We start from the raw sequence: 23,384 nt of genomic DNA, 5'->3' as shown, positions 1-23,384 counted from the left end.
GTCGGGTCATCCGATGCTGGCCTCCACTCCAGCCAGCATCTTGAATCACAAAACAGATAAATCTGGAATCCCCTTTGATTCCGTCAAAGGGGGAACCGCTCTAAAGCACGTCGCGTTCGACCTGCCTCATGCGACACGCTTTAGGTTCTTGTTTTGACGCATGTCGTCATCGCAAAACCGCTGCACACCTTGCGCGACATGCATTAACTATCGAGCAGCGCCTGCAGAGTCTCGATGCGGTCGGCTTCGGCCGCCGGCTTGTCCCAGCGCAGCCGCGAAATGCGCGGAAAGCGCATGGCAACGCCGGATTTGTGCCGCGTCGAGCGGTTGAGCCCTTCGAAGGCTACCTCAAGCACCAGCCCGTTCCTGCGGTCGGCACGCACCGAGCGGACCGGGCCGAAGCGCTCGATCGTGTTGTCGCGGACATATTTGTCGATTTGCCTCAGTTCCTCGTCGGTGAAGCCGAAATAGGCTTTTCCCACCGGCACCAGCTCCTCCGATCCTTCCGGCCCGGACCAGACGCCGAATGTGTAGTCGGAATAGAAGCTCGAGCGCTTGCCGTGGCCGCGCTGGGCATACATCAGCACCGCGTCGACCGTGTGCGGATCGCGCTTCCATTTGAACCACGGACCCTTCGGCCGCCCGGCCACATAAGGCGAATCCCAGCGCTTCAGCATGACGCCTTCGATGACCGGATGCAGCGGCTTGCGGCGCAATTCCTCCAGCGCCTGCCAGTCGGTGAATTCGACCAGTGGTGAGATATCGAAGCGACTCGGATCGAGTGTCCTCACGAAGGCCTCAAGCCGGCCGCGCCGTTCGCGGAAGGGCAATCCCCGCACATCCTCGTCACCAATCTGCAGCGCATCGTAGCAGCGCATGAAGGCCGGGTATTGCTGCTGGATCTTGGGTGACACGCTCTTGCGGTTCAGCCGCTGCTGCAGGTCCGAGAAGGTGCCCGTCGCCTGCCTGGGGTCACCGACCAGAAGCTCGCCGTCGAGGGCGCCGGAAAAATCCATCGCCTCGGCAAGGTCCGGAAAGGCGCCGGAGACATCGTCGCCGGTGCGCGAATAGAGCCGGCGAATGCCGCCTTCGCAAACCGCCTGGACGCGGATGCCGTCCCATTTCCATTCGGCCGCGTAGTCGGCCGGGTCGAGCTTTTCGAGATCGCCGTCACCGACGGCATTCGACAGCATCACTGGCCTGAACAGCGCCAGCGCCGTTTTCCTGGGTTTTTCCGCCTTGCCCTCCAGCCAGGCGAACAGCGCCGTATAAGGCGGCGTCAGCCCGTGCCAGAGTTCCTCGATCTCGGCGATATCGACCTTACCGAAATCGGCCAGCGCCTGCTTGGCCAGCCGCGCCGAGACGCCGATGCGCAGGCCGCCGGTGACCAGCTTTATGATGGCGAAGCGCGCCGAAGTGCTGGCGCTGTCGAGCAGCCGGGCCAGCACTTGCGGCCCGTCGGAACGGCTCGCCGCCTGCAGCTTGGCCACCACCTCGGCCAGCGTCGGCTCGTGGTTCGCAATATCGACCGGCGCTTGCGGCCAGACCAGCGACACGGTCTCGGCCAGATCGCCGACATAGTCGTAGGAATAGCCGAACAGCACCGGATCCATGCGCTCGATCACCAGCGTGCGCAGCATCGCCGGCTTGACCGCGGCGATGGACAGATCGCCGGTGATGGCCGCCAGCGCCAGCCCGCGATCCGGATCCTCGACGCTGCGGAAATAGTCGGTCAAAAGCGTCAGCTTGCCATTGCGCGACGGCGTCAGGACGAGACGGTCGAGAAGCTCGGCGAAGCGGTTCATGGGAGGGGCGCCAACAGGATAGGTTTGCGCTCTGTCACACCCCAGAGGGGGGTGTGAAGGATCGCGGCGCCCGCGATTGGTGGTTCAACAATTGCCATCAATCGCCCTCGTCCTCATAACCGACGAGATGCAGTGGCCTGGCGGCGATGCCTTCGAGTTCGCACCAGCGCACCAGCGCCTCCTCGCGGCCATGCGTTACCCAGATTTCTTCCGCGCCGGTCTCCTTGATCGTCGCCGTCAGTTCGTCCCAGTCGGAGTGATCGGAGATGATCAGCGGCAGCTCGACGCCGCCCTGCTTGGCGCGCTGGCGAATGCGCATCCAGCCTGAGGCGAAGCACGACATCGGATCGGGAAAACGCCGCGCCCAGCGATCGGCGAAGGCGGATGGCGGGCCGACGACGATGGCGCCGGCAAAGTCGCTTTTTTGGCCGGTCTCGACGGTCGCCGGTTCCAATGTGCCGAGATCGATATTTTGGCTCTGGTAATACTCGCTGAGCTTGGCCAGCGCGCCATGGATGTAGATCGGCTTTTCGTAGCCGGCATCGCGCAGCAGGCGCATGACGCGCTGCGCCTTGCCGAGCGCATAGGCGCCGACCAGATGCGTGCGCTCGGGAAACTGCTCGGTCGATCTCAGCAGCCGGGCGATCTCTTCGCTATCGGGCGGATGGCGGAACACCGGCAGGCCGAACGTCGCTTCGGTGATGAAGACGTCGCATTTGAGCGGCTCGAACGGCTCGCAGGTCGCGTCCTTCTGGCGTTTATAGTCGCCGGACGCGACGATGCACGTACCTTGATGCGCCACCTTGATCTGCGCCGAGCCCAGCACATGGCCGGCCGGGTGAAAGCTGACGGCCACACCGCCAAGCGCAATCGTCTCGCCGAGCACCGCGGCTTGCGTCGTTCCGGCAAAACCTTCGCCGTAACGCAGGCCCATAATGTCGAGCGTCTGCTGCGTCGCCATCACCGAGCGGTGGCCGGAGCGGGCATGGTCGGAATGGCCATGCGTGATCAGCGCCCGGTTGACCGGCCGCACCGGGTCAATGAAGAAATCGCCGGGCGGGCAATACAGCCCTTCCGGCCGGGGATGAAGCAGGTCGCTGGCGCGCATGGCCCCAAGATAGGCGCTAATTCCGGCGCGGGAAGCCTTTTGTAAGTCACTGCTGACTCCAGCATAGAGCGCAAGCCGGCTGCAACACCCGGCGGAACTCGATCACAATGAAACCGCTCCAGACCTCGTCCGGCGATTTGACCGCCGACCGCCGCGCCGACTATGCCGAAATGCTCTATGCATCCGGCGATCATGCGGCAGCGGCGGAATTGCTGCTCGGCGCGCTCGAACTGGCGCCGCAATGGGCAGCCGGCTGGTTCCGCCTCGGCGAGATGCAGGAGACGGCGGGCGCGCCCGATCTCGCCGCGCAGGCCTGGACGACGGCACTGCGGCTCGACCCGGCGGACAGGCTCGGCGCGGTGCTCAAGCTGCAATTGATCGGCAGGACAGCGGCGGCCCAGGCGCCGCCCAGCGCCTTTGTCGAGACGCTGTACGACCACTATGCCGGGAGCTTCGAGGGTGAGCTGGTCGACAGGCTCGGCTATCGTCTGCCCGAATGCCTCGACCGCGCCATCCGGGCAGCACGGGCGGGCCGGTTTTCGCTGGTGCTCGATCTCGGCTGCGGCACCGGCCTCATGGGCCAGAAGCTGCGGCCGATAGCGGATCGGCTGGAGGGTTACGACATCTCGGCCGGCATGCTGAGGCAGGCGCGCGCCAAGGGTGTCTACGATCTGCTCGTCAAGGCGGACCTGCAGGAGTTTTCCTATTCTGGCCCGAAAGCCGATCTGGTTACGGCGGCCGATGTGTTCATCTATGTCGGCGCACTCGACAAGGTGGTGAATAAGATTGCCGGAATGCTTGCCGGCGGCGGTTTGTTTGCGTTCTCCGTCGAGACGCTCGCCGGCGGCGACTCGTCTGGCAGCGGCGATTTCGCCTTGCTGCCGTCCCGCCGCTACGCGCATTCGCAAAGCTATGTAGAGCGGGTTCTGGACGCCAACGGCTTTTCGGTCCTGTCGCTGCAGGCAACGATTATCCGGCAGGATCGCCGCGAACCGGTCGAAGGGCTGGCCGTAGTGGCAAGCTTGCTTTCCGGCAGCGTAAAATCTGGCTAAGACTCCTGCCGCTGCGCAGGAGCGCGGCAGCTGCGAAAGACAAGGAGCACGTTCATGCGCTGGAACATGATGGTCTTGGCGTCTTGCCTGGCGATGGCCGGCTGCGTCGGCAATTCGATGTCCGAACGGCAGGACGAAAACGTCCAGTCCTCGCTGCTATATGACAAGGTGCCTTGCGATCAATTGCTGGCGCAACGAAACGGCCTGGCGCAGCAATATCATTTGCCGGTGGACGCCAAGCCGTCCTTCTCCAACCCGGCGACGGGCTTTGGCCCGTTCACGCCGGACACGCGCTCAAAAGCCAAGCGTGACGCCGACCAGGCAAGCGGCAAGATCGACGCCATGAACCGGTCGATCAGCCGCCGCGAATGCGGCAAGCCGGCCAAACAGAACAAGTTCGGCCTGACCTGACCGGATCCTAATCCGCCACCTTCCATTGCTCCCGCGAGGCGCTGGCGGGATAGACGCCGAGTATGCGCATCTCGCGCGAGAAAAACCGCAACTCGTCGAGTGCCAGCTTCACCAGCGGATCGTCGGGATGGCCCTCTATGTCGGCGTAGAACAGCGTCGCTGTAAACGCACCGAGCTGGTAGCTTTCCAGCTTGGTCATGTTGATGCCGTTGGTGGCGAATCCGCCCATCGCCTTGTAGAGCGCCGCCGGCACGTTGCGGACGCGGAAGATGAAGGTCGTCATCATCCTGGCGTCGGCCGAGGGGCGTTCGGCCCATTGCTTGTTCTTAGTCAGCACGACGAAGCGGGTGACGTTGCTGTCGGTGTCCTCGACATTCTCCTCGATGATGTCGAGCCCGTAGAGCGTCGAGGCCAGCGCCGGCGCCAGCGCGGCCATGGTGCGGTCCTTCATCGCGGCGACCATCTTGGCGGCGCCCGCGGTGTCGCCGGCAACCGTCGCCTTCCAGCCGTTCTTGCGGATGTATTTGCGGCATTGGCCGAGCGCGTGGATGTGGCTGTGCACGGTCCTGATCTCGTCGCGCCTGACGCCGGGCAGCACCATCAGCTGGAAGTGGATCGGCAGGAAATATTCGCCGATGATGTGCAGCTTCGATTCCGGCAAGAGGTGATGGATGTCGGCGACGCGGCCGGCAATGGTGTTCTCGATCGGGATCATGGCCAGATCGGCCTTGCCGGTCTCGACCGCGTTGAAGGCGTCCTCGAAGGTCGGGCACGGCAACGGCTCCATCGACGGGAACATGTTGCGGCAGGCGGTGTCGGAATTGGCGCCCGGCTCGCCCTGGAAGGATATTTTGTTGGTCTTTTCAGGCATGCGCAGAGTCTCGGGAATTGGGGAAGAATTTCTTAGTTGGAAAGGAGCGCCCTGGCGCGTTCGAGATCGTCCGGCGTATCGACGCCAAGCGGCACCGACTGCACGATCTCCGCATCGATGCGCATGCCGGCCTCCAGCGCCCGCAATTGCTCCAGCCGCTCGCGGCGCTCCAGCGGCGACGGCCTCAGCGCAACGAAGCGTTCGAGTGCGGCGCGGCGATAGGCATAGAGGCCGATATGATGGTAGAGCGGGCCTTCGCCCCAGGGCGCGGTGGCGCGGGTGAAATAGAGCGCCCTGAGCCGTGTCGCCGAGAGTGGCGAGCCGACCAGCTTGACGACATTCGGATTGGTCTTTTCCTCGTCGCGGACGATCTCGACGCAGAGCGTGGCGATATCGACCGCAGCGTCCTCGAAAGGCTTCAGCGCGGCGCCGATAATAAGGGGGTCGATAGTCGGCAGATCGCCCTGCACATTGACGATCGTCTCGACGCTGTTGCCAGGGTCGAGAATGGTCAGCGCTTCGAAGATGCGGTCGGAACCGGTTTCGTGGTCCGCCCGCGTCATCACCGCCTCGAAATCATGCGCGCGCACCGCCTCCGCAACGCCTTGCGTATCGGTGGCGACGACCACCCGGCCGAGCCCCGCTTCGGCGGCGCGGCGGGCGACGTGGACGATCATTGGAGTGCCGGCAATGTCGGCCAGCGGCTTGCCCGGCAGGCGGGTCGAGGCCATGCGGGCCGGGATCAGGATGAGCGTGGACATGAGGCGGGCAGGGGCTCGAAAAAGAGGAGGACAAAAGTGGCAAAAGGTCTCACTGGCAGCGCCCTTATAGGTGTTGCAACGCCGGAGCAAAAGACCTAGTTTCCGCGCGATTTGACCGCCTCGCAGGGTGGTTCACGATACCGACGGACGGAGTGGACGGATCGGTCCGCCGGAAAAGGGAGCCTGGGGCGTATGGATTCCAACGAAGTCAACAAGCTGCTCGCCGCTTTCCTCGGCACCGTGTTCATTGTCTTTTCCGTTGGCATCGTGTCCGACGCGCTGTTTGCCTCTCCAGCGCCGGAAAAGCCCGGCTTCGCCATCGAGGCGACCGAGCCCGCCGAAGGCGGCCCGGCCGCTCCCGCCGCGGAGGCCAAGCCGATCGCCGAGCTGCTGACCACCGCCAACGCCGAAGCCGGCGCCGCCATCTTCAAGAAATGCCAGGCGTGTCATTCCGGCGAAAAGGGCGGCCCCAACAAGGTCGGGCCCGATCTGTGGGACATCATCGACCGTCCGGTCGCCGAGCATGAGGGCTTTGCCTATTCTGCCGGCATGAAAGAGTTCTCCAAGGGCGGCAGCGAGAAGTGGACCTACGACAACCTGAACCACTTCATCACCTCGCCGAAGAAGTTCGTGAAGGGCACGGCGATGGGCTTCGCCGGCCTGCCGAAAGATGAGGACCGCGCCAACGTCATCGCCTATCTGCGCACGCTGTCGGACAATCCGAAGCCGCTGCCGGCACCCGGCGCCTCGGCCGAGAACGCGCCCGCCAAGCCGGCCGAAGGTGCAGCCCCTGCCAAGCCGGCAGAAGGCGCGGCGCCAGCCGCTCCGGCCGCACCCGCAAAATAACAAAACTGTAATGACATAATCCTTGAAAAAGCCGGGTTCAGCCCGGCTTTTTCGTTAGGAAAAATGCATATGCGACGACAAAGCCGCTCGGTTGCGGTTTTCAGCGGCGCCAAATGATCTAGATTGGGCCCAGACGCTATGGTGACGGCGCTATATCGCGAAGGGGAGAACGCATGACGGTTGGCCGAGCGCGGACGCTTCTGAAATCGGTGCTGATGCTGGCTGCTTTTGCCGGCGGCCTGCAGGCGGCCTTCGCGGACGAATGGCGCACGACCTCGTCGCTGATCGGCGAATCCAAATACGGCGACAATTTCAAACACTACGATTATGTCAATCCAGATGCACCAAAGGGCGGCACGCTGAATTCGGTGGCGCCCGGCACGTTTGACAGCTTCAATCCCTACATCGTCCAGGGTTCTGCCGCCGCTGGCTTCGTCCCTTTTGGCGGCGGTCTGCTCTACGACACGCTAATGGAGCAGGCGACCGACGAAGGCAGCACCAGCCATTCGCTGGTCGCTGAAGCCTATAAATATCCGGCCGATTATTCCTCGGCGACCTACCGGCTCGATCCGCGGGCGAAGTGGCATGACGGTCAGCCGATTACCGTCGACGACGTGATCTGGTCGTTCCAGGTGCTAAAGGCCAACAGCCCGCAATATAGCCGTTATTTCGAGAACGTTACCGATGCGGTCGCAATCTCCGATCGAGAGGTCGAGTTCCATTTCAGCCAGAAGGGCAATCGCGAACTGCCCAAGATTCTCGGCGATCTCGTCGTACTGCCCAAGCACTGGTGGGAAGGCAATGACGCCAACGGCAAGAAGCGCGACGTCACCCGGCCGACGCTGGAGCCGCCGCTGGGTTCGGCCGCCTACAAGATCGCCAGCTTCAAGCCAGGTTCGGAAATTGTATGGCAGCGCGTGCCTGACTATTGGGCCGCCAAGTTGCCGGTGAAGATCGGCCGAGAGAATTTCGACACGAAGCGGTACACCTACATCCTCGATGAGAATGCAGCTTGGCAGGCATTCACCAAGGGAGGGCTTGAGGACATCAACGCGGAAAACAGCTCCAGACGCTGGTCGACGGCGTATAACTTTCCCGCGATCAAGCAAGGCGACGTCATCAAGAGGGAGTTCAAGACCGAGTCGCCCGAGCCGATGCAGGGTTTCGCGCTTAATCTGCGACGTCCGCAGTTTCAGGATCGACGCATACGCGAGGCGTTGACCGACGTGCTCGATTTCGAAAGCATGAATCGTACGCTGTTCTTCGGTCTTAACACCCGCACGAGCAGCTATTTCCAGGGCACCGACCTGGCGTCCAGCGGCCTGCCGAAAGGCAAGGAGCTGGAGATTCTCGAGCAATATCGTGACAAGCTGCCGCCTGAAGTGTTCACCGAGGAATTCAAACTGCCGGTCTACGACACGCCGCAGGCGGAGCGTAAATACCTGAAGTCCGCGGTCGACCTGTTCGCCAAGGCTGGTTGGGTCATCAAGGGCGGCAAAATGGTCAATGCCCAAACGGGCCAGCAATTCAAGCTGGAGATCCTGGGACGGGACCCGACAGACGAAGTCATCGCAAATCCCTACGTCGATAATTTGCGAAAGATCGGTATTGATGCCGCACTTCGCATTGTTGACCCCAGTCAATATGTGAACCGCACCCGCAGCTTCGACTTCGACATGGTGACGGGGATCTTCCCACAGTCGGATTCGCCCGGCAACGAGCAACGCGACTTCTGGAGTTCAAAAGCCGCCGACGCACCTGGCTCACGCAATCTGATGGGCATTAAGGATCCGATTGTCGACGCGCTGGTCGACCGCGTTATCTACGCCACCGACCGCGACGATCTGGTTGCTGCCACCCATGCGCTCGACCGAGTTCTATTATGGAACTACTATGTCGTGCCGCAATGGCATAGGCCGGTGGTCTGGCTGGCCTACTGGAACAAGTTCGGCATGCCTGAAAAGCAGCCTGCCTATTTAGGCGTGGACACGGATTCCTGGTGGATCGATCCGGACAAGGAAAAGGCGCTGGCGGCCAAATACAAGAGTGGCAATTGATGGCGGCGCTGCCCCGTCGCTACTTCCTCGCCCTGGGCGGTGCCGCCGCGGCAGCTGCATGGCTGCCCGGCCGGGCTTTCGCCACGATCCCGACCGGCGTGAAACTGCACGGCCTGTCCGCCTTCGGCGATCTCAAATACGCGCCGGATTTCAAGCATTTCGACTATGTCAACCCGGACGCTCCCAAGGGCGGCCGGATGAATTTCGCCCCGCCGAACGCTACCTTCAATCAAAGCTTCCTGACTTTCAACACGTTGAACTCGCTGGTGTTGAAGGGGGATTCGCCGCCGCGCACCGAGCTCTGTTTCGATTCGCTGATGACAAGCGCACTTGACGAGCCGGATGCGGTCTACGGCCTGCTTGCCGAATCCGTTACCTTGTCGCAGGACCGCAATGGCTTCCGCTTCAGCCTGCGGCCACAAGCCCGCTTCCATGACGGCTCGCCGCTAACCGCGGAGGACGTTGCCTTCGCATTGAACCTCTACAAAGAGCGCGGACATCCGAATCTTTCCCAACCGCTGCGGCATATGACGGATGCGGTCGCAATCGATCCGCTTACAGTCAGCCTTGCCTTCAACGGCCAACAGTCCGCGCAGAATATCCTCGCCATCGTTGTTATGCCGATCGTGTCGAAAGCCTTCTACACGGCCAACGATTTCGACGCCTCGACGTTAACCCCACCGCTTAGCTCCGGACCATACAGGGCGGGACGGGTCGCGGCCGGGCAGACTGTCGAATATGAACGCGTCGCCGATTATTGGGGCCGCGATCTGGCCGTGAACCGCGGGCTTAATAATTTCGACCGCATCCGCATCGATTTCTATCTTGATCGCCAGGCAGCGTTTGAAGCTTTCAAGAAAGGGGACACGCATTTTCGCGAAGAATTCACATCGCGGGTGTGGGCGACCGGTTACGACTTTCCAGCGCTGAAGGATGGCAGGGTCATCAAACGGGAATTTCCCGGCGAGAAATCGCCCTCCATGCAGGCTGTCGCGCTGAACCAGCGCCGTCCACAATTCCGCGACATACGCGTGAGACGGGCAATCGCCTATTGCTTCGACTTCGAATGGACCAGGCGGGTGCTGTTTTTCGGCGCCTACGAGCGTTCGCAATCGAACTTCGAACGATCGGATTACAAGGCCGAGGGCCTACCCTCGCCCCAGGAACTGAAACTGCTGGAGCCATTTCGAGCCGAGTTGCCGCCGGAGACCTTTGGCGAACCGGTGATGCAACCCGTCTCCGACGGTTCTGGCCATGACCGTAAGTTGCTGCGCGAGGCTTCGAGGCTGCTTGCCGAAGCCGGCTGGAAGCGAGCGGGCAATTTCGTCGTCAACGATAAAGGCGAGCGGCTGCGGGTGGAAATGCTGGCCGAGGACGAGGGCCTGGTTCGCATGTTGGCGCCCTGGTCCGAGAATATGAAGGCGATTGGCATCGACGCTTCGGTCCGGCAGGTCGATTCGACGCAATTTGAAGCGCGGCAGAGCAATTTCGACTTCGACTTCAACATGCTCGCATGGTTGATCGGGGCGACGCCCACCACCGACGGTTTAGAGATCCTCTATGCTTCGCGGATGGCGAAAACGCCGGGGATGCGCAACTATCCAGGTACGGAAAGCAAAGCCATCGACGCGCTGATCGAGGCAGCCGGCAAGGCGCAGACCCGCATCGAACTCGTCACCGCGCTCAATGCCCTCGATCGGGTCTTGCGCGCGCGGCTCGACTGGATTCCAACATATTATCAGGCGAATCACCGAGCGGCCTATTGGGACATGTTCGGCTTTCCCGCTCAGAAGCCGGATTACGGCTTTCCGGTCGAGACGTTGTGGTGGTTCGACAAAGACAAGGCGGCACAGATTGGCAAAGCCTGAGATTTTCGCACAAGCGAGGCAGAGAGCCTGATGGGCGCCTATATACTGCGCCGCATCCTGTTGATGATCCCGACCCTGTTCGGCATCATGGCGGTGTCATTTGCCGTCATCCAGTTTGCTCCGGGCGGGCCGGTCGAGCAGGTCATCGCCAGGCTGACCAACCAGGGCGGCAGCGATCGCCTCGGCGGCGGCGGGGGTGATGCCGGCGGCGCCAATTTCGATGTGGCCGGCGACGTCGGCTCGAAATATCGCGGTGCGCAAGGGCTCGATCCGGAATTCATCAAGAAGCTGGAGAAACAGTTCGGCTTCGACAAGCCGCCGCTCGAGCGCTTCGGCATGATGCTGTGGAACTATCTCCGTTTCGATTTCGGCGACAGCTATTTCCGCGACATATCGGTGCTCGACCTGATCCTGGAAAAGATGCCGGTGTCGATCTCGATCGGGCTGTGGATCACGCTTTTGTCCTATTTGATCTCGATCCCGCTCGGCATCCGCAAGGCAGTCAAGGACGGCTCCACCTTCGATGTCTGGACCAGCGGCGTCGTCATCGTCGGCTACGCCATTCCGGGTTTCCTGTTCGGCATATTGCTGATGGTGCTGTTTGCCGGCGGCTCGTTCTGGGACTGGTTTCCGTTGCGCGGAATCACCTCGGACAATTGGGACCAATTGTCATGGCCGGCGCGGATCGGCGACTATTTCTGGCACATGACCTTGCCGTTGACGGCGCTGGTGCTGTCGGCCTTCGCCACGACGACGCTTTTGACCAAGAATTCCTTCCTCGAGGAAATCCGCAAGCAATATGTGGTCACCGCCCGCGCCAAGGGCCTGTCGGAACGGCGGGTGCTCTACGGCCACGTCTTTCGCAACGCCATGCTGATCGTCATCGCCGGCTTCCCCGGTGCCTTCATCTCGGCGTTCTTCACCGGTTCGCTGCTGATCGAGAACATCTTTTCGCTCGATGGGCTCGGCCTGCTCGGCTTCAACTCGGTGGTGCAGCGCGACTATCCGGTGGTCTTCGCCAATCTCTACATCTTCTCGCTGCTTGGCCTGTTCGTCGGGCTGTTGTCCGACCTGATCTACACCTGGGTCGATCCGCGCATCGATTTCGAGCGGAGAGACGTCTGATGGCGCAGGCCACAGCCGAAACGGCGCCGGCACGGATCGCGCGGCCCTTTCTGTCGCCGCTCAACCAGCGGCGCCTGCAGAACTTCAAGTCCAACCGGCGCGGCTACTGGTCGTTGTGGATCTTCCTGTTCCTGTTCGTGCTGTCGCTGGGTTCGGAACTGGTCGCCAACGACAAGCCGATCATCGCCTCCTACAAGGGCGAGATCCTGTTTCCGGTCCTGGTCGCCTATCCCGAGGAGAAGTTCGGCGGCTTCTATGCGGTCACCGACTACCGCGACCCGGTCATCCAGGACGAGATCAATGCCAATGGCTGGATGATCTGGCCGCCGGTGCGCTACTCCTACCAGACCGTCAACAACTCCATTCCAGAGGCAGCACCGACCAAGCCGTCCTGGCTCTACGACAAGAAAACGCGCTGCAACCAGTATCCGAAAGGCGAGGCGGACCCCAATTGCATCGTCGGCAACTGGAACTGGCTCGGCACCGACGACCAGGCCCGCGACGTGCTGGCGCGCGTCATCTACGGGTTCAGGGTCTCGGTGCTGTTCGGCCTGATCCTGACCGCCGGCTCGGCGCTGATCGGTGTGGCGGCCGGCGCCTTGCAGGGCTATTTCGGCGGCTGGACCGACCTTCTGTTCCAGCGCTTCATCGAGATTTGGTCGGCCATCCCGGTGCTGTATCTGCTCTTGATCGTTGCTGCCATCCTGCCGCCCGGCTTCTTCATCCTGCTCGGGCTGATGCTGCTGTTTTCCTGGGTGGCACTGGTCGGCGTGGTCCGGGCCGAGTTCCTGCGCGCCCGCAACTTCGAATATGTCAATGCGGCGCGCGCGCTCGGCGTGTCCAACGTCACCATCATGTTCCGGCATCTGCTGCCCAACGCCATGGTGGCGACGCTGACCTTCCTGCCCTTCCTGCTCAGCGGCTCGATCTCGACGCTGACCTCGCTCGACTATCTCGGCTTCGGCCTGCCGCCCGGCGCCGCCTCGCTCGGCGAGCTGTTGAAGCAGGCGCAGCGCAATCTCAACGCGCCATGGCTCGGCATTTCCGGCTTCGTCGTCATCTCGCTGATGCTGTCGCTGTTGGTCTTCGTCGGCGAGGCCACGCGCGACGCCTTCGATCCGCGCAAGACGTTCAGATGAGGGCGATGCGGGCTGGCATTCGGCATGTTATATTCCCGAGAATGGCAATCCGGACAAAAGCGGACGTATCCTCAAGGCGTTGGGGAAGGAAAGGGTTATGAATAGGGTCATCCTTGAACACTACCCGGCATCGAAGCTCCCGGATGAACTGCGAAAAGGCATAGCTCCGAGCGCTTCGGTCAAAGTGACAGTGGAAGAGGAGGCCAACAGGCCTCTTGGCCGCGAACAATTGCTTGAACTCATGCGGAATGCTCAGGCCAACGCGCCGGGAACAAGCCTCGACGAGGCTGTCGCGCGTGTTCGTGCCCTCCGCGATGAGTGGGAGGATTGATGGCTGCAGTCCGGATTTATGTCGATACCAATATTTTCATCTATGCCTTTGAAAACAACGATGCGCTTGCAAAAAAACTGCTTCAGGTCATTTCACTGAACGGGGGCAGAAAGCAGCCTTTCCTGACGACGAGTGAGATCGTCCTCGCAGAGTTGATGGTCGATCCCTTGAGAAAGAACAATGAGCGACTGATCGAACTCTACGACAATATATCAATCGGCAACGCCTTCATCTCAATTGGGGCGGTAACTCGCGAGGTTCTCTGGCACGCAGCACAGTTGCGTTCGGAATTCGTTTCCTTGAGATTACCGGACGCGATCCATCTCTCCACAGCGATGCACTTCGGCTGCACCCAATTTCTGACTGCGGATACGAGATTGAAAGAGACCTATTCTATCGCGCCAAATCGTCTCGTTCCCCCTCAAATGGCAGCCAAAATTTCGATCATACGACCGGAAATTTCCGCCTTGGACAGGGTTGTCGCGGAAATTGAGCCATGACCGCCTCTCTCCTTTCCGTACAAGACCTCAGCGTCGCCTTCACGCAAGGCGGCGACCAGTCGATCGCCGTCGACCATATCTCCTTCGACCTCGCCAAGGGCGAGACGGTCGCGCTGGTCGGCGAGTCCGGCTCCGGCAAGTCGGTCACCGCGCTGTCGGTGCTGAAGTTGCTGCCCTATCCGACCGCCAGCCACCCGTCGGGAAAGATCCTGTTCCTCGGCGCCGACCTGCTTGCCGCCGACGAGAAGGACCTGCGCCGGGTGCGCGGCAACAAGATCACCATGATCTTCCAGGAACCGATGACGTCGCTCAACCCGCTGCATACGATCGAGCAGCAGATCGTCGAGGTGCTAAAGCTGCACCAGGGCCTGGGGGACCGCAAAGCCAAGGCGCGCACGCTGGAACTTCTGCACGAGGTCGGCATCCGCGAACCGGAGAAACGGCTCGACGCCTATCCGCACCAGCTTTCCGGCGGCCAGCGCCAGCGCGTCATGATCGCCATGGCGCTGGCCAATGAGCCTGAACTCTTGATCGCCGACGAGCCGACGACGGCGCTCGACGTCACCGTCCAGGCGCAGATCCTCGAACTGCTCGCCGGCCTGAAAAGCCGCAAGAACATGTCGATGCTGTTCATCACCCACGATCTCGGCATCGTCAGGAAGATCGCCGACCGGGTCTGCGTGATGACCAAGGGCAAGATCGTCGAGACCGGCCCGACCAAGGAGATATTCGCCAATCCGCAGCACGCCTACACGCGGCATCTGCTTGCCGCCGAGCCGAAAGGCAAGCCGCCGGCGGCCAACCAAACCGCCAAGCCGGTGATGGTCGGCAAGGAGGTCAAGGTCTGGTTTCCGATCAAGAAGGGCTTCTTCCGGCGCACCGTCGACAATGTGAAGGCGGTCGACGGCATCGACGTCACGGTGCGGGCCGGCCAGACGCTTGGCGTCGTCGGCGAATCCGGTTCCGGCAAGACGACGCTCGGCCTGGCGCTGGCCAGGATGATCTCGTCGACCGGGACCATCCAGTTCAACGGACGCGGCATCGATCAGCTGTCCTTCAACGAAATGCGGCCGCTGCGGCGCGAGCTGCAGATCGTCTTCCAGGATCCGTTCGGTTCGCTCAGCCCGCGTATGTCGGTCGCCGAGATCATCGAGGAAGGGTTGAAGATCCACGAGCCGAAACTGTCGCCCGATGCGCGCGACGAGCGTGTCGTCGACGTGCTGAAGGAAGTCGGCCTCGATCCGGCGACGCGCAACCGCTATCCGCACGAATTCTCCGGCGGCCAGCGCCAGCGCGTCGCAATCGCGCGCGCCATGGTGCTCAACCCGCGCTTCGTCATGCTGGACGAGCCGACCTCGGCGCTCGACATGAGCGTGCAGGCGCAGGTCGTCGACCTCTTGCGCAGCCTGCAGGCCAAGCATGACCTCGCCTACCTCTTCATCAGCCACGATCTGAGGGTCATCCGCGCGCTGGCCAACGAAGTCATCGTCATGCGCAATGGCAGGATCGTCGAGGCCGGCCCTTCCGAACAGATTTTTGGCAACCCGCGGACCGACTATACAAAGGCGTTGATCTCGGCCGCCTTCAAGATCGAAACGGCGCCGGTCGGCATCGTCAGCGAGTAGATTTTCGCCAGAGATCATGCACAAAATCAAAACGCTGCCGCGCCCTTGCACGTTGGGACGCGAACGCTGTTGGTAAAAAGGGATAAACAATCCGCAATGGAAAAAGGCCGCATACTGCTTGCCCTCACCGGTATTCATCCGCTGCGCTGGCGCGAACTGCTGTCGGCGGAACGCGAAGTGGTGCTCGAGCCGAATGGCGCCGGCGATCCCTCGATCACCTATGCGGTGGTGTGGAAACAGCGGCCGAACCTGTTGTCGTCGCTGCCCAATCTGCGGGCCATCTTCTCGATCGGCGCCGGCGTCGACCACATTTTCGCCGATCCCACCTTGCCCGACGTACCGGTCGTCAAGGTGGTGGCCGACAACCTGACCCAGTACATGACCGAATACGTCGTCTGGCGGGTGCTCGACCACCATCGCCAGGGCATGCTCTACCGCGCCCAGCAGCAGAAGAAGATCTGGCACGAACCGCAGCAGCGGCCGGCCAGCGACATCTCGGTCGGCATTATGGGGCTCGGCACGCTTGGCCGCGCGGCGGCATCGGTGCTGTTGTCACTCGGCTTTCCCGTTAATGGCTGGTCGCGCAGCGACCGGCCGATGCAAGGTGTCTCGACTTACGCGGGCGAGGCCGGCCTGATCCCGTTCCTAAACGCCACCGACATCCTGGTGGTGCTTCTGCCGCTGACGCCACAGACGCACGGCATCATCAATTACGGCGTGCTGAAGGAGCTGCGCAAGCGCAACGGGCTCGGCGGCTCGGTGCTGATCAATGCCGGGCGCGGCAGGCTGCAGAAGGACGCCGACATTTTGCGCGCGCTGGACGACGGCACGCTGAAGGAAGCCAGCCTCGACGTGTTCGAGGTCGAGCCGCTGCCGAAGACCAGCCCGCTATGGAGCCATCCGAAAGTGTTCGTGACGCCGCATGCGGCGGCGACCTCCGATCCGGTCCACCTGGCGCCGATCATGCTGCGCCAGATGGACGCCTTCGAGCGCGGCGAAGCGCTGGAAAATGTGGTGGATCGCGACGCGGGGTATTGATTTTCTAGAGCGCCGCTTTCCAGTCTCAGCCCCAGCCAAGCGGCACGTAGTCGATCTCCATAAACGCCGCGACCTCCGGGATCCAGCGGTCGCGGACGAAGGCGACGTGGTCGGGATGGTCGTTATAGCCGGAATAGGCCCGCTGGTCGGCGAACTCCATCGAGAAGCCGAAGCGGTAGTCGTTCTTGGGGCTGACCTGCCGCAACTGCTCGAAATGCGTGACGCCCTTTATCGCCGTGAGGATCCTCTTGGCGTCGGCGAGGAACCTTTTTTCCTCGAGCGAATGCGGCGGGTGTTTTAGCGTGAACACGACGGTGTGACGGATCATTTTCTGCTCCTGCGATGTCGATCCTGCTATGCGCTGTCGGCCCAGGCGCGGATCAGGTTATAGGCGATCGCCCCCTTCGGCGGCGTCACCAGGCCGCCCGGATGCTCGCGGGCCAGCATCGAGAGCACCTCGTCGCGAAAGAACCAGCGGCAATCTTCCAACTCGTTGAGGTCGGGCTGGATATCGTCGTTGAGCGGTTCGCCGAAGCAGCCGATCATCAGCGAATAGGGGAACGGCCAAGGCTGGCTGGCGTGGTAGACGACGCGGCCAAGCCGGATGCCGGCTTCCTCCAGCGTTTCGCGGCGCACCGCCGCCTCGATCGTCTCGCCCGGCTCGATGAAACCGGCGAGCGCCGAATACATACCGGGCCCGAAGTGCCGGCCGCGGCCGAGCAGGCATTTTTCGGGCGTTGCCGTCAGCATGATCGCCACCGGGTCGGTGCGCGGAAAGTGCTCGGTGCCGCAGGCCGGGCAACGCCGCTTGTAACCGCCCGCCCGCATCTCGGCTTCGGTGCCGCATTTGCTGCAGAAGCGATGGCTGGCATGCCAGGCGAGCAGCGCCGCCCCTTGCGCCAGCGCGCCGGCCGCCGCTTCGTCGATCAGCCCCTGCATATAGACCGAGCGATAGTCGATCGCCTTGATCGCCTCGGGAAGCTGCTCGGGCTCGACCCCGGCCGGCACCGCCAGCACCGGGCCGCTTTCGGAAAAGCCGAGCAGGACGCCGTTTTCGAGCGATGCTTCGAGCGGCCGGCTTTCGGCCGCTCCGAACCAGGGGTCGAATGCGCCTTGCGCAAGCTTCAAATAGAGCCGGCCGCCACGCATCAGCAAAAGCCGCGCCGAGGGATCGGCGAGCGCCTTTTCGACGGAATCATCGGCGCGGTTTTCGGACTGCCGGTCGATAATGTTGCCGGCGAAGCCGACGAACTGGCTCGGCTCGCGCAAGGGCGCGTCAAACAGGCGAAAGCTCATGCAGACTCGGGAAGGTTCAAGGTGGACACGGGAGAGGCTTATAGCGCTGCCTTGATCTTTTCCGCAAACTTGCGAAGGTCGGAGCGCTGATAGGGCTCACGCAGGCCGTGCCCCCACACCGGGCCGGGCCAGCCGGGATCGCCTTCCGAGCGCGCAATGACGTGTACATGCAACTGTCGCACGATGTTGCCGAGTGCGCCGGTGTTGATCTTGGTGCAGCCGGTCACGCGCTTCAGCGCCAGCGCCACCATGTTGGTCTCGAAGGTCAGCATCGCCTGGTCGAGCGGCGTCATATCGTGGATTTCCTCGATGCCCGGCCGCTGCGGCACCAGCAGCAGCCATGGCCAGCGGCGGTCGTTCATGACGCGCAATTCGCACAGGCCGAGCCACATCAGCTGTTCGCTGTCGGCTTCCAGCTGGGCGTCAAGCGTGAATCCGGCCTTGAGGCCCGGCAGCATCGGCGTTTCCCTCACTTTTGACGTTTTTTGAACTCCATCGACGCTAGAGCGGCTTCCGAAGGGCCGCAAGGGGCAGCAAGCAACATTGGCCGTCGTGGCGCTTATTGTGCGCGAAGAAGTGAGGGCCCGGGCAAATTGCATCAGGTTGGGCGCTGCCCCGCCGAGGTCGACAATTTTGATCACGGCCACATTTTGTTCTTGCTTTGTGCCGGCAGCTATGCTACTAATCTCGCTATGGTGATTATTCGCACCAACGACCCGCCCGCCGAGGCGGGTTTTTGGTTTCAGCTGTCGTCGTCGCTCACGACCTCTATCATCCGCACTTGCATTTCATCGCCGGATTGCCGATATGGAGGCTGGGAGGTTGGTGGTGGACGGTCCACTCGCCAACCGGGTCAGGTCCGGAAGGAAGCAGCCCTAACGAGCCCGGAACGGGTCATTGTTCCAGCCTCCCGCCTCTTCGCCTTTTGCCCCGACATTGACGGCGCCAAGCCGTGCGGGCGAAACTATGCGCAGGAATCGGCCGCCTCCAGTGGCAGCCCTTGGAGCTTAACGGGCGAATGAGCGAAGCCGGAAACGAGGCCGGGAAATTGGACAAGCCTGCCGCCTATCGCGTGCTGGCGCGCAAATACCGACCGTCGAATTTCTCCGAGCTGATCGGCCAGGAGCCGATGGTCCGCACGTTGACCAATGCCTTTGCCACCGGCCGCATCGCCCAGGCCTGGATGCTGACCGGCGTGCGCGGCGTCGGCAAGACGACGACCGCGCGCATCCTCGCGCGGGCCCTGAACTACAAAACACCGACGGTCGACCAGCCTTCCGTCGACCTTGCTGTGCTCGGCGAGCATTGCCAGGCGATCATGGAAGGCCGCCATGTCGACGTCATCGAGATGGACGCCGCCTCGCATACCGGAATCGACGACATCAGGGACATCATCGAACGTGTGCGCTACGCCCCGGTGTCGGCGCGCTACAAGGTCTACATCATCGACGAAGTGCACATGCTTTCCACCCAGGCCTTCAACGGCCTGCTGAAGACGCTGGAAGAGCCGCCGCCGCACGTCAAGTTCATCTTCGCCACCACCGAAATCCGCAAGGTGCCGATCACGGTCCTGTCGCGCTGCCAGCGTTTCGACCTCAGGCGCATCGATGCGGCGATGATCAAGGCCGACCTTGCCAGGATAGCCGGTCTGGAGGGTATCGAAGTCGAAGACGATGCGCTGGCGATGATCGCGCGCGCGGCCGAAGGCTCGATGCGCGATGCGCAGTCGATCCTCGACCAGGCGATCGCCCATGGCGGCGGCGCGGTCAGCGCCGAAGCGGTGCGTGCCATGCTCGGCCTCGCCGACCGTGCCCGCATCGTCGACCTGTTCGAACATGTCATGAAGGGCGACGTCGCCGCGGCACTTGCCGAATTCCGTGCGCAGTACGATACGGGCGCCGATCCTGCCGCTGTGCTGACCGACCTTGCCGAGTTCAACCATCTGGTCACCCGTCTGCGTTTCGTGCCGGCTGCCGTCGACGACGCCTCGCTGTCCGAGGACGAGCGCCGGCGCGGCGCCGATTTCGCCAGCACGCTGTCGGTCAAGGTGCTGTCGCGGACGTGGCAGATGCTCTTGAAAGGCATTCCCGAGGTGCAGACCTCCAACCGCCCGGTCAGCGCCGCCGAGATGGTGCTGATCCGGCTGGCCCATGCCGCCGACCTGCCGACGTTGGACGAGGCCCTGAAATCGCTGGAGAACGGCGGTACCCTGCTGGGCGCCGCGCCGCGCGTGAATGGCACGCCGGCAAGCCCCGGCCCTGCAAACCATGCGCCTGCAAGCGGTGGTGCCGGCGCCGTGGCGCAGGCGCGGATGCCGACGGCCAATGGCGGCGCGCAGACGATGCGCCTGATCGAGGCCGAGCCCGTGCCGACGAACTTCGTTGCTCCGCCGGAGCCGGCGGTCGAGGCGCCGCCGGTGCCGGTGAAATCGCTGGCAGACATTGTCGCCCTTGCCGACGCCCAGCGCGACATGGCCTTCAAGGTGCTGGTGAAGCGTTGCGTGCGCCTGGTGCGCATCGAGCCCGGCCGTATCGACGTCAGCCTGACCGACGATGCGCCGAAGATGCTGCTCAATGATTTGACCGCCAAGCTGCGCGCTTGGACCGGCCGGAACTGGCTGGTGTCGCTGTCGAGGGAGGAGGGCGGCCAGACGCTGGCAGAGATGGAATCGACAAAGCGCGAAAACGCCTTCCTCGATGCCAAGAGCGACCCGACGGTCGCCGCCATCCTGGCGCGCTTTCCCGGCGCCAAGATCATCGACGTGCGCATTCCCGACGCGCCGGAAGCCGATGCGGCCGAGGCCGAAATGCCGGTCGAGCCGCCGCCTGACGACGACGAAACCTGAACAACCAGCACCAACTGCAAAGGACAGTGCGATGAAAGATCTTCTTGGCCTGATGGGCAAGGCAAAGGAAATGCAGGCCAAGTTCCAGGCCATGCAGGATGAGATCGCCACGCTGGAAGCCACCGGGCAGGCCGGCGGCGGCCTGGTCAGCGTGACGCTGACCGGCAAATTCGAGATGAAGTCGCTGAAGATCGACCCGGCGCTGTTCAAGGAGGACGAGGTCGAGATTCTCGAGGACCTGCTGCTCGCTGCCCACAACGACGCCAGGACCAAGGTCGAGCAGACCATGCAGGAGAAGACCAAGGCGCTGACCGCGGGACTGCCGATCCCGCCGGGAATGAAGCTGCCGTTCTAAGGTGTGTTGATATTCAGGTGATGCCGGCCTGCAAACGGCGGCTTCCTGCGCTTCCGGTGCTCACGTACGAAAAGTACGCTCCGCTCCGGGTTCTCGGAAGCCACCATTTTCGGCTCGGCCTGACCTGAATCTCAGCACACCTCGAGCTGTGTTTACAGTTACCGCGTCGACTGAACCAATCTCTCCAGGCTTGGGCAAGCCCTCCTGCGGAGATTGCGGCGCCCCAAGGTCACGGCATGAATCCTTGGAACCATGCCGGCACCTGACCGAAGAGGGCAGCGATCCAACGCTCTTCGCCCGCCAGCTGTGTCTATTGGGCAACTCCCCACACTTAATAACGCTTTAGCCATCTTTTTGCCCGAAAGTGTCTCATTCTTGCCGCAACCAGGGGCGGGCTGGCAGCAGAATGAGGGGACGCCTGTTTGATCTCTACCCGATGGAAGACGCCGTTGCGGCTCGGCGTCGTTGTCTCGCCGCTGTTTTTGGCCGCTTGCAGTCAGACCGCCTCGCACGGCATGTCCAGCCTGACCGATGCCATTACGCCGGGTTTCCTGAGCTCGCGCTCCTACAATTCCACGCCCAAGGAGAAGGAGTGCCTGGAGCGGGCAATGTTCTTCGAGTCTAACCGGTCGAGCCGTGACGGCATGATTGCGGTCGGCACGGTGGTGATGAACCGGCTGCGGTCCGGCAAGCACGGCGACACCATCTGCGAAGTGGTTGGCGAGCGCGGCCAGTTCGCGCCGGGCGTCATGACACGGCCGATGAATTCGAAGGCGATGCCCGACGTCGAGGAAGCCGCCGAGGCGGTGCTCAAGGGCGAGCGCAAAGCCAAGCTGAAGAACACGATGTATTTCCACACCGCCGGCCTGCGCTTCCCCTACAAGAACATGCACTACACCATGGTCGCGGGCGGCAATGCCTTTTATGAAAAGCGCGGCCGCAACTGGCAGCCGCTGCCGGACGAGCCCGTGATTGCCATTGCCCAGGCCAAGCCGCAAGCGCCTGCCGCTCAGGCCATACTTGTCGCCTCGGCGGAGCCGGCACGCGAGGTCAAGCCGACATTCGCCAAGGCGACCTATGTGACCGCCGCTGCATCGCAGCCGGCAAAGCAGACAAGGGTGACTGCCGGAATGGCAACCGCGGAGAGGGCGACGGCGGAGAAGCCGATGCTTGTGGCGCTGCAAGAACCAATGCAGGAGCCCGATGCGGCCCGTTTTGGCGGAACCGTGAGCGAGCGGCCTGTCACCTCCTTCCAGGCCGCGCCGGCAGAGCCGACAATGTCATTCGAGGCGACGCCCGAGAACACCGACGCCATCGGCGCGATGATCGCCGGCCAGACCCGGCCGCTAGAAGACAACTGAGGCGGTCAACGTCGGCGCCGCCCCTCATCTGGCTGCCGCCATCTTCTCCCCGTATAGTGACGGGGAGCAGGACGCCTTTGCCAAGGATTTCGCCAATTTCCGGCGCTACAAAAAGGGTGCCGAGGTTGCGGTCAGCCCTTTCTCCCCGTCACTATACGTGGAGAAATGCCCGGCAGGGCAATGAGGGGCGGCGCAAACCCGGGCGATTGCCTCTTTGCGCGTTGAACAGCACGCGCCCCAGCAGTGTTCCAAAACCCGTTGAAAAATCATAGAGCCTGATCCATTCCGAAAGATCGGAATGGGGCTCTATCGTCTTGTTTGACCATGATCTTTTCCGAAAACCGGTTTCCACTTTTCGGGATCATGGTCTAAACCGGTGCGATGTCGAAGCGAATCGCCGGTCCCGAGATCGAACGCCTGATCCAGCTGCTGGCCAAGGTGCCGGGGCTCGGTCCGCGTTCGGCACGGCGCGCCGCGCTCCACCTCATCAAGAAGAAGGAGCAGCTGCTGGCGCCGCTCGCCGCCGCCATGGGCGAGGCGGTCGACAAGGTGCGCATCTGCTCGACCTGCGGCAATGTCGACACCTCAGATCCATGCATGATCTGCACCGACCCGCGCCGCGACCCCACCACGCTCATCGTCGTCGAGGACGTGGCCGACCTTTGGGCGCTGGAGCGGGCGACCGCCATGAACGTGCGTTACCATGTGCTCGGCGGTACGCTGTCGCCGCTCGACGGCATTGGCCCCGATGAGCTCAACATCCGCTCGCTGGTCGATCGCGTCGCCGGCGGCGAGGTCAAGGAAGTGATCCTCGCCGTCAATGCCACCGTCGAGGGCCAGACCACCGCACATTATCTCACCGACCAGCTTTCCGGCTTCGACATCAAGGTGACGCGCCTGGCGCACGGTGTTCCGGTCGGCGGCGAGCTCGATTATCTCGACGAAGGCACGCTGGCCGCCGCACTGCGCTCGCGGACGGCGTTTTGAGGC

The 23,384-nt window shown here is 62.6% G+C and carries 22 protein-coding genes and 1 other RNA gene; 16 read left to right on the top strand and 7 right to left on the bottom strand.

Features of this window, described 5'->3' with window-relative positions; genetic code table 11:
* Positions 1-203 precede the first annotated feature (203 nt).
* Together NKH13_RS22455 and NKH13_RS22450 are read right to left on the bottom strand one after the other, a co-directional pair.
* The gene (locus NKH13_RS22455) at positions 204-1,805 is read right to left on the bottom strand and encodes a cisplatin damage response ATP-dependent DNA ligase (protein ID WP_352721706.1); all 1,602 of its coding nucleotides are present in this window, start codon (positions 1,803-1,805) and stop codon (positions 204-206) included.
* 97 nt (positions 1,806-1,902) lie between these two features.
* A complete protein-coding gene (locus NKH13_RS22450) occupies positions 1,903-2,913 on the bottom strand; it encodes a ligase-associated DNA damage response exonuclease (RefSeq protein WP_352721707.1) in 1,011 nt (336 codons plus the stop codon).
* Positions 2,914-3,020: 107 nt separating this feature from the next.
* Here NKH13_RS22450 and NKH13_RS22445 point away from each other — a divergent pair, with 107 nt between their 5' ends.
* Positions 3,021-3,965, top strand: a complete 945-nt coding sequence (locus NKH13_RS22445; protein WP_352721709.1) for a class I SAM-dependent DNA methyltransferase — start codon at positions 3,021-3,023, stop codon at positions 3,963-3,965.
* A gap of 54 nt (positions 3,966-4,019) precedes the next feature.
* Complete coding sequence (locus tag NKH13_RS22440; protein ID WP_352721710.1) at positions 4,020-4,376, top strand: hypothetical protein; 357 nt, start codon at positions 4,020-4,022, stop codon at positions 4,374-4,376.
* 7 nt (positions 4,377-4,383) lie between these two features.
* On the opposite strand, the gene NKH13_RS22435 is transcribed toward NKH13_RS22440, so the two are convergent.
* Both NKH13_RS22435 and NKH13_RS22430 read right to left on the bottom strand, forming a co-directional pair.
* Entirely contained in the window at positions 4,384-5,247 is an 864-nt protein-coding gene (locus tag NKH13_RS22435; protein WP_023717847.1) for a prephenate dehydratase, read from the bottom strand.
* Between the two features lie 32 nt (positions 5,248-5,279).
* Positions 5,280-6,008, bottom strand: a complete 729-nt coding sequence (locus tag NKH13_RS22430; RefSeq protein WP_352721714.1) for a 3-deoxy-manno-octulosonate cytidylyltransferase — start codon at positions 6,006-6,008, stop codon at positions 5,280-5,282.
* Positions 6,009-6,200: 192 nt separating this feature from the next.
* Between NKH13_RS22430 and NKH13_RS22425 the strand changes: the two genes are divergently transcribed.
* The 9 genes from NKH13_RS22425 to NKH13_RS22385 all read left to right on the top strand — a co-directional run bounded on the left by NKH13_RS22425 (position 6,201) and on the right by NKH13_RS22385 (position 16,537).
* A complete protein-coding gene (locus NKH13_RS22425; RefSeq protein ID WP_352467475.1) occupies positions 6,201-6,854 on the top strand; it encodes a c-type cytochrome in 654 nt (217 codons plus the stop codon).
* A gap of 173 nt (positions 6,855-7,027) precedes the next feature.
* On the top strand, positions 7,028-8,911 hold the full coding sequence (locus NKH13_RS22420; RefSeq protein WP_352914387.1) for an extracellular solute-binding protein: 1,884 nt from the start codon (positions 7,028-7,030) through the stop codon (positions 8,909-8,911).
* On the top strand, positions 8,911-10,779 hold the full coding sequence (locus NKH13_RS22415; RefSeq protein WP_352914384.1) for an extracellular solute-binding protein: 1,869 nt from the start codon (positions 8,911-8,913) through the stop codon (positions 10,777-10,779). The genes NKH13_RS22420 and NKH13_RS22415 overlap by 1 nt, the downstream gene beginning before the upstream one ends.
* A gap of 30 nt (positions 10,780-10,809) precedes the next feature.
* The gene (locus NKH13_RS22410) at positions 10,810-11,904 is read left to right on the top strand and encodes a microcin C ABC transporter permease YejB (protein ID WP_292662264.1); all 1,095 of its coding nucleotides are present in this window, start codon (positions 10,810-10,812) and stop codon (positions 11,902-11,904) included.
* The gene (locus NKH13_RS22405) at positions 11,904-13,043 is read left to right on the top strand and encodes an ABC transporter permease (protein ID WP_292662261.1); all 1,140 of its coding nucleotides are present in this window, start codon (positions 11,904-11,906) and stop codon (positions 13,041-13,043) included. The genes NKH13_RS22410 and NKH13_RS22405 overlap by 1 nt, the downstream gene beginning before the upstream one ends.
* A gap of 97 nt (positions 13,044-13,140) precedes the next feature.
* Positions 13,141-13,374, top strand: coding sequence for a hypothetical protein (locus NKH13_RS22400; protein ID WP_236379202.1), 234 nt, complete (start codon positions 13,141-13,143; stop codon positions 13,372-13,374).
* Positions 13,374-13,874: a type II toxin-antitoxin system VapC family toxin gene (locus NKH13_RS22395; RefSeq protein ID WP_352721718.1), complete on the top strand. Its 501-nt coding sequence runs from the start codon at positions 13,374-13,376 to the stop codon at positions 13,872-13,874. Before NKH13_RS22400 ends, NKH13_RS22395 begins: the two co-directional genes overlap by 1 nt.
* The gene (locus NKH13_RS22390; protein WP_352721720.1) at positions 13,871-15,499 is read left to right on the top strand and encodes an ABC transporter ATP-binding protein; all 1,629 of its coding nucleotides are present in this window, start codon (positions 13,871-13,873) and stop codon (positions 15,497-15,499) included. Before NKH13_RS22395 ends, NKH13_RS22390 begins: the two co-directional genes overlap by 4 nt.
* A gap of 96 nt (positions 15,500-15,595) precedes the next feature.
* Positions 15,596-16,537: a 2-hydroxyacid dehydrogenase gene (locus NKH13_RS22385; RefSeq protein ID WP_352721722.1), complete on the top strand. Its 942-nt coding sequence runs from the start codon at positions 15,596-15,598 to the stop codon at positions 16,535-16,537.
* A 25-nt stretch (positions 16,538-16,562) separates the two neighbouring features.
* Here the strand turns inward: NKH13_RS22385 and NKH13_RS22380 are convergent, their stop codons facing one another.
* The 3 genes from NKH13_RS22380 to NKH13_RS22370 are packed head-to-tail and all read right to left on the bottom strand — an operon-like array spanning position 16,563 to position 18,291.
* Complete coding sequence (locus NKH13_RS22380) at positions 16,563-16,865, bottom strand: Dabb family protein (protein WP_292662251.1); 303 nt, start codon at positions 16,863-16,865, stop codon at positions 16,563-16,565.
* Positions 16,866-16,891: 26 nt separating this feature from the next.
* Positions 16,892-17,833: an NAD(+) diphosphatase gene (nudC, locus tag NKH13_RS22375; protein ID WP_352721723.1), complete on the bottom strand. Its 942-nt coding sequence runs from the start codon at positions 17,831-17,833 to the stop codon at positions 16,892-16,894.
* Between the two features lie 38 nt (positions 17,834-17,871).
* Positions 17,872-18,291 carry an HIT family protein gene (locus NKH13_RS22370; protein WP_023676868.1) on the bottom strand — a complete coding sequence of 140 codons (420 nt, stop codon included), beginning with the start codon at positions 18,289-18,291 and terminating at the stop codon, positions 17,872-17,874.
* A 359-nt stretch (positions 18,292-18,650) separates the two neighbouring features.
* On the opposite strand from NKH13_RS22370, the gene ffs reads away from it, so the two are divergent.
* From ffs to recR, 5 genes are all read left to right on the top strand, one after another.
* Positions 18,651-18,747: signal recognition particle sRNA small type (gene ffs, locus NKH13_RS22365), an RNA gene on the top strand.
* Between the two features lie 104 nt (positions 18,748-18,851).
* Positions 18,852-20,678, top strand: coding sequence for a DNA polymerase III subunit gamma/tau (locus NKH13_RS22360; RefSeq protein ID WP_352721725.1), 1,827 nt, complete (start codon positions 18,852-18,854; stop codon positions 20,676-20,678).
* 31 nt (positions 20,679-20,709) lie between these two features.
* Positions 20,710-21,033, top strand: a complete 324-nt coding sequence (locus tag NKH13_RS22355) for a YbaB/EbfC family nucleoid-associated protein (protein ID WP_292662242.1) — start codon at positions 20,710-20,712, stop codon at positions 21,031-21,033.
* Between the two features lie 422 nt (positions 21,034-21,455).
* On the top strand, positions 21,456-22,394 hold the full coding sequence (locus tag NKH13_RS22350; RefSeq protein WP_352914379.1) for a cell wall hydrolase: 939 nt from the start codon (positions 21,456-21,458) through the stop codon (positions 22,392-22,394).
* A 381-nt stretch (positions 22,395-22,775) separates the two neighbouring features.
* Positions 22,776-23,381, top strand: a complete 606-nt coding sequence (gene recR / locus NKH13_RS22345) for a recombination mediator RecR (RefSeq protein ID WP_352493754.1) — start codon at positions 22,776-22,778, stop codon at positions 23,379-23,381.
* Positions 23,382-23,384: the final 3 nt, after the last annotated feature.

The organism is Mesorhizobium sp. M1348, assembly GCF_040317925.1.
Lineage (GTDB): Bacteria > Pseudomonadota > Alphaproteobacteria > Rhizobiales > Rhizobiaceae > Mesorhizobium.
The sequence above is the reverse complement of the archived record's forward strand: the minus strand, read 5'-3'. Positions and strand labels throughout refer to the sequence as shown.

Excerpts from the sequence above, each read along its gene's own strand:
- NKH13_RS22455 (WP_352721706.1), bottom strand. The coding sequence starts at position 1,805 with ATGAACCGCTTCGCCGAGCTTCTCGACCGTCTCGTCCTGACGCCGTCG.
- NKH13_RS22450 (WP_352721707.1), bottom strand. The coding sequence starts at position 2,913 with ATGCGCGCCAGCGACCTGCTTCATCCCCGGCCGGAAGGGCTGTATTGC.
- NKH13_RS22445 (WP_352721709.1), top strand. The coding sequence starts at position 3,021 with ATGAAACCGCTCCAGACCTCGTCCGGCGATTTGACCGCCGACCGCCGC.
- NKH13_RS22440 (WP_352721710.1), top strand. The coding sequence starts at position 4,020 with ATGCGCTGGAACATGATGGTCTTGGCGTCTTGCCTGGCGATGGCCGGC.
- NKH13_RS22435 (WP_023717847.1), bottom strand. The coding sequence starts at position 5,247 with ATGCCTGAAAAGACCAACAAAATATCCTTCCAGGGCGAGCCGGGCGCC.
- NKH13_RS22430 (WP_352721714.1), bottom strand. The coding sequence starts at position 6,008 with ATGTCCACGCTCATCCTGATCCCGGCCCGCATGGCCTCGACCCGCCTG.
- NKH13_RS22425 (WP_352467475.1), top strand. The coding sequence starts at position 6,201 with ATGGATTCCAACGAAGTCAACAAGCTGCTCGCCGCTTTCCTCGGCACC.
- NKH13_RS22420 (WP_352914387.1), top strand. The coding sequence starts at position 7,028 with ATGACGGTTGGCCGAGCGCGGACGCTTCTGAAATCGGTGCTGATGCTG.
- NKH13_RS22415 (WP_352914384.1), top strand. The coding sequence starts at position 8,911 with ATGGCGGCGCTGCCCCGTCGCTACTTCCTCGCCCTGGGCGGTGCCGCC.
- NKH13_RS22410 (WP_292662264.1), top strand. The coding sequence starts at position 10,810 with ATGGGCGCCTATATACTGCGCCGCATCCTGTTGATGATCCCGACCCTG.
- NKH13_RS22405 (WP_292662261.1), top strand. The coding sequence starts at position 11,904 with ATGGCGCAGGCCACAGCCGAAACGGCGCCGGCACGGATCGCGCGGCCC.
- NKH13_RS22400 (WP_236379202.1), top strand. The coding sequence starts at position 13,141 with ATGAATAGGGTCATCCTTGAACACTACCCGGCATCGAAGCTCCCGGAT.
- NKH13_RS22395 (WP_352721718.1), top strand. The coding sequence starts at position 13,374 with ATGGCTGCAGTCCGGATTTATGTCGATACCAATATTTTCATCTATGCC.
- NKH13_RS22390 (WP_352721720.1), top strand. The coding sequence starts at position 13,871 with ATGACCGCCTCTCTCCTTTCCGTACAAGACCTCAGCGTCGCCTTCACG.
- NKH13_RS22385 (WP_352721722.1), top strand. The coding sequence starts at position 15,596 with ATGGAAAAAGGCCGCATACTGCTTGCCCTCACCGGTATTCATCCGCTG.
- NKH13_RS22380 (WP_292662251.1), bottom strand. The coding sequence starts at position 16,865 with ATGATCCGTCACACCGTCGTGTTCACGCTAAAACACCCGCCGCATTCG.
- nudC (WP_352721723.1), bottom strand. The coding sequence starts at position 17,833 with ATGAGCTTTCGCCTGTTTGACGCGCCCTTGCGCGAGCCGAGCCAGTTC.
- NKH13_RS22370 (WP_023676868.1), bottom strand. The coding sequence starts at position 18,291 with ATGCTGCCGGGCCTCAAGGCCGGATTCACGCTTGACGCCCAGCTGGAA.
- NKH13_RS22360 (WP_352721725.1), top strand. The coding sequence starts at position 18,852 with ATGAGCGAAGCCGGAAACGAGGCCGGGAAATTGGACAAGCCTGCCGCC.
- NKH13_RS22355 (WP_292662242.1), top strand. The coding sequence starts at position 20,710 with ATGAAAGATCTTCTTGGCCTGATGGGCAAGGCAAAGGAAATGCAGGCC.
- recR (WP_352493754.1), top strand. The coding sequence starts at position 22,776 with ATGTCGAAGCGAATCGCCGGTCCCGAGATCGAACGCCTGATCCAGCTG.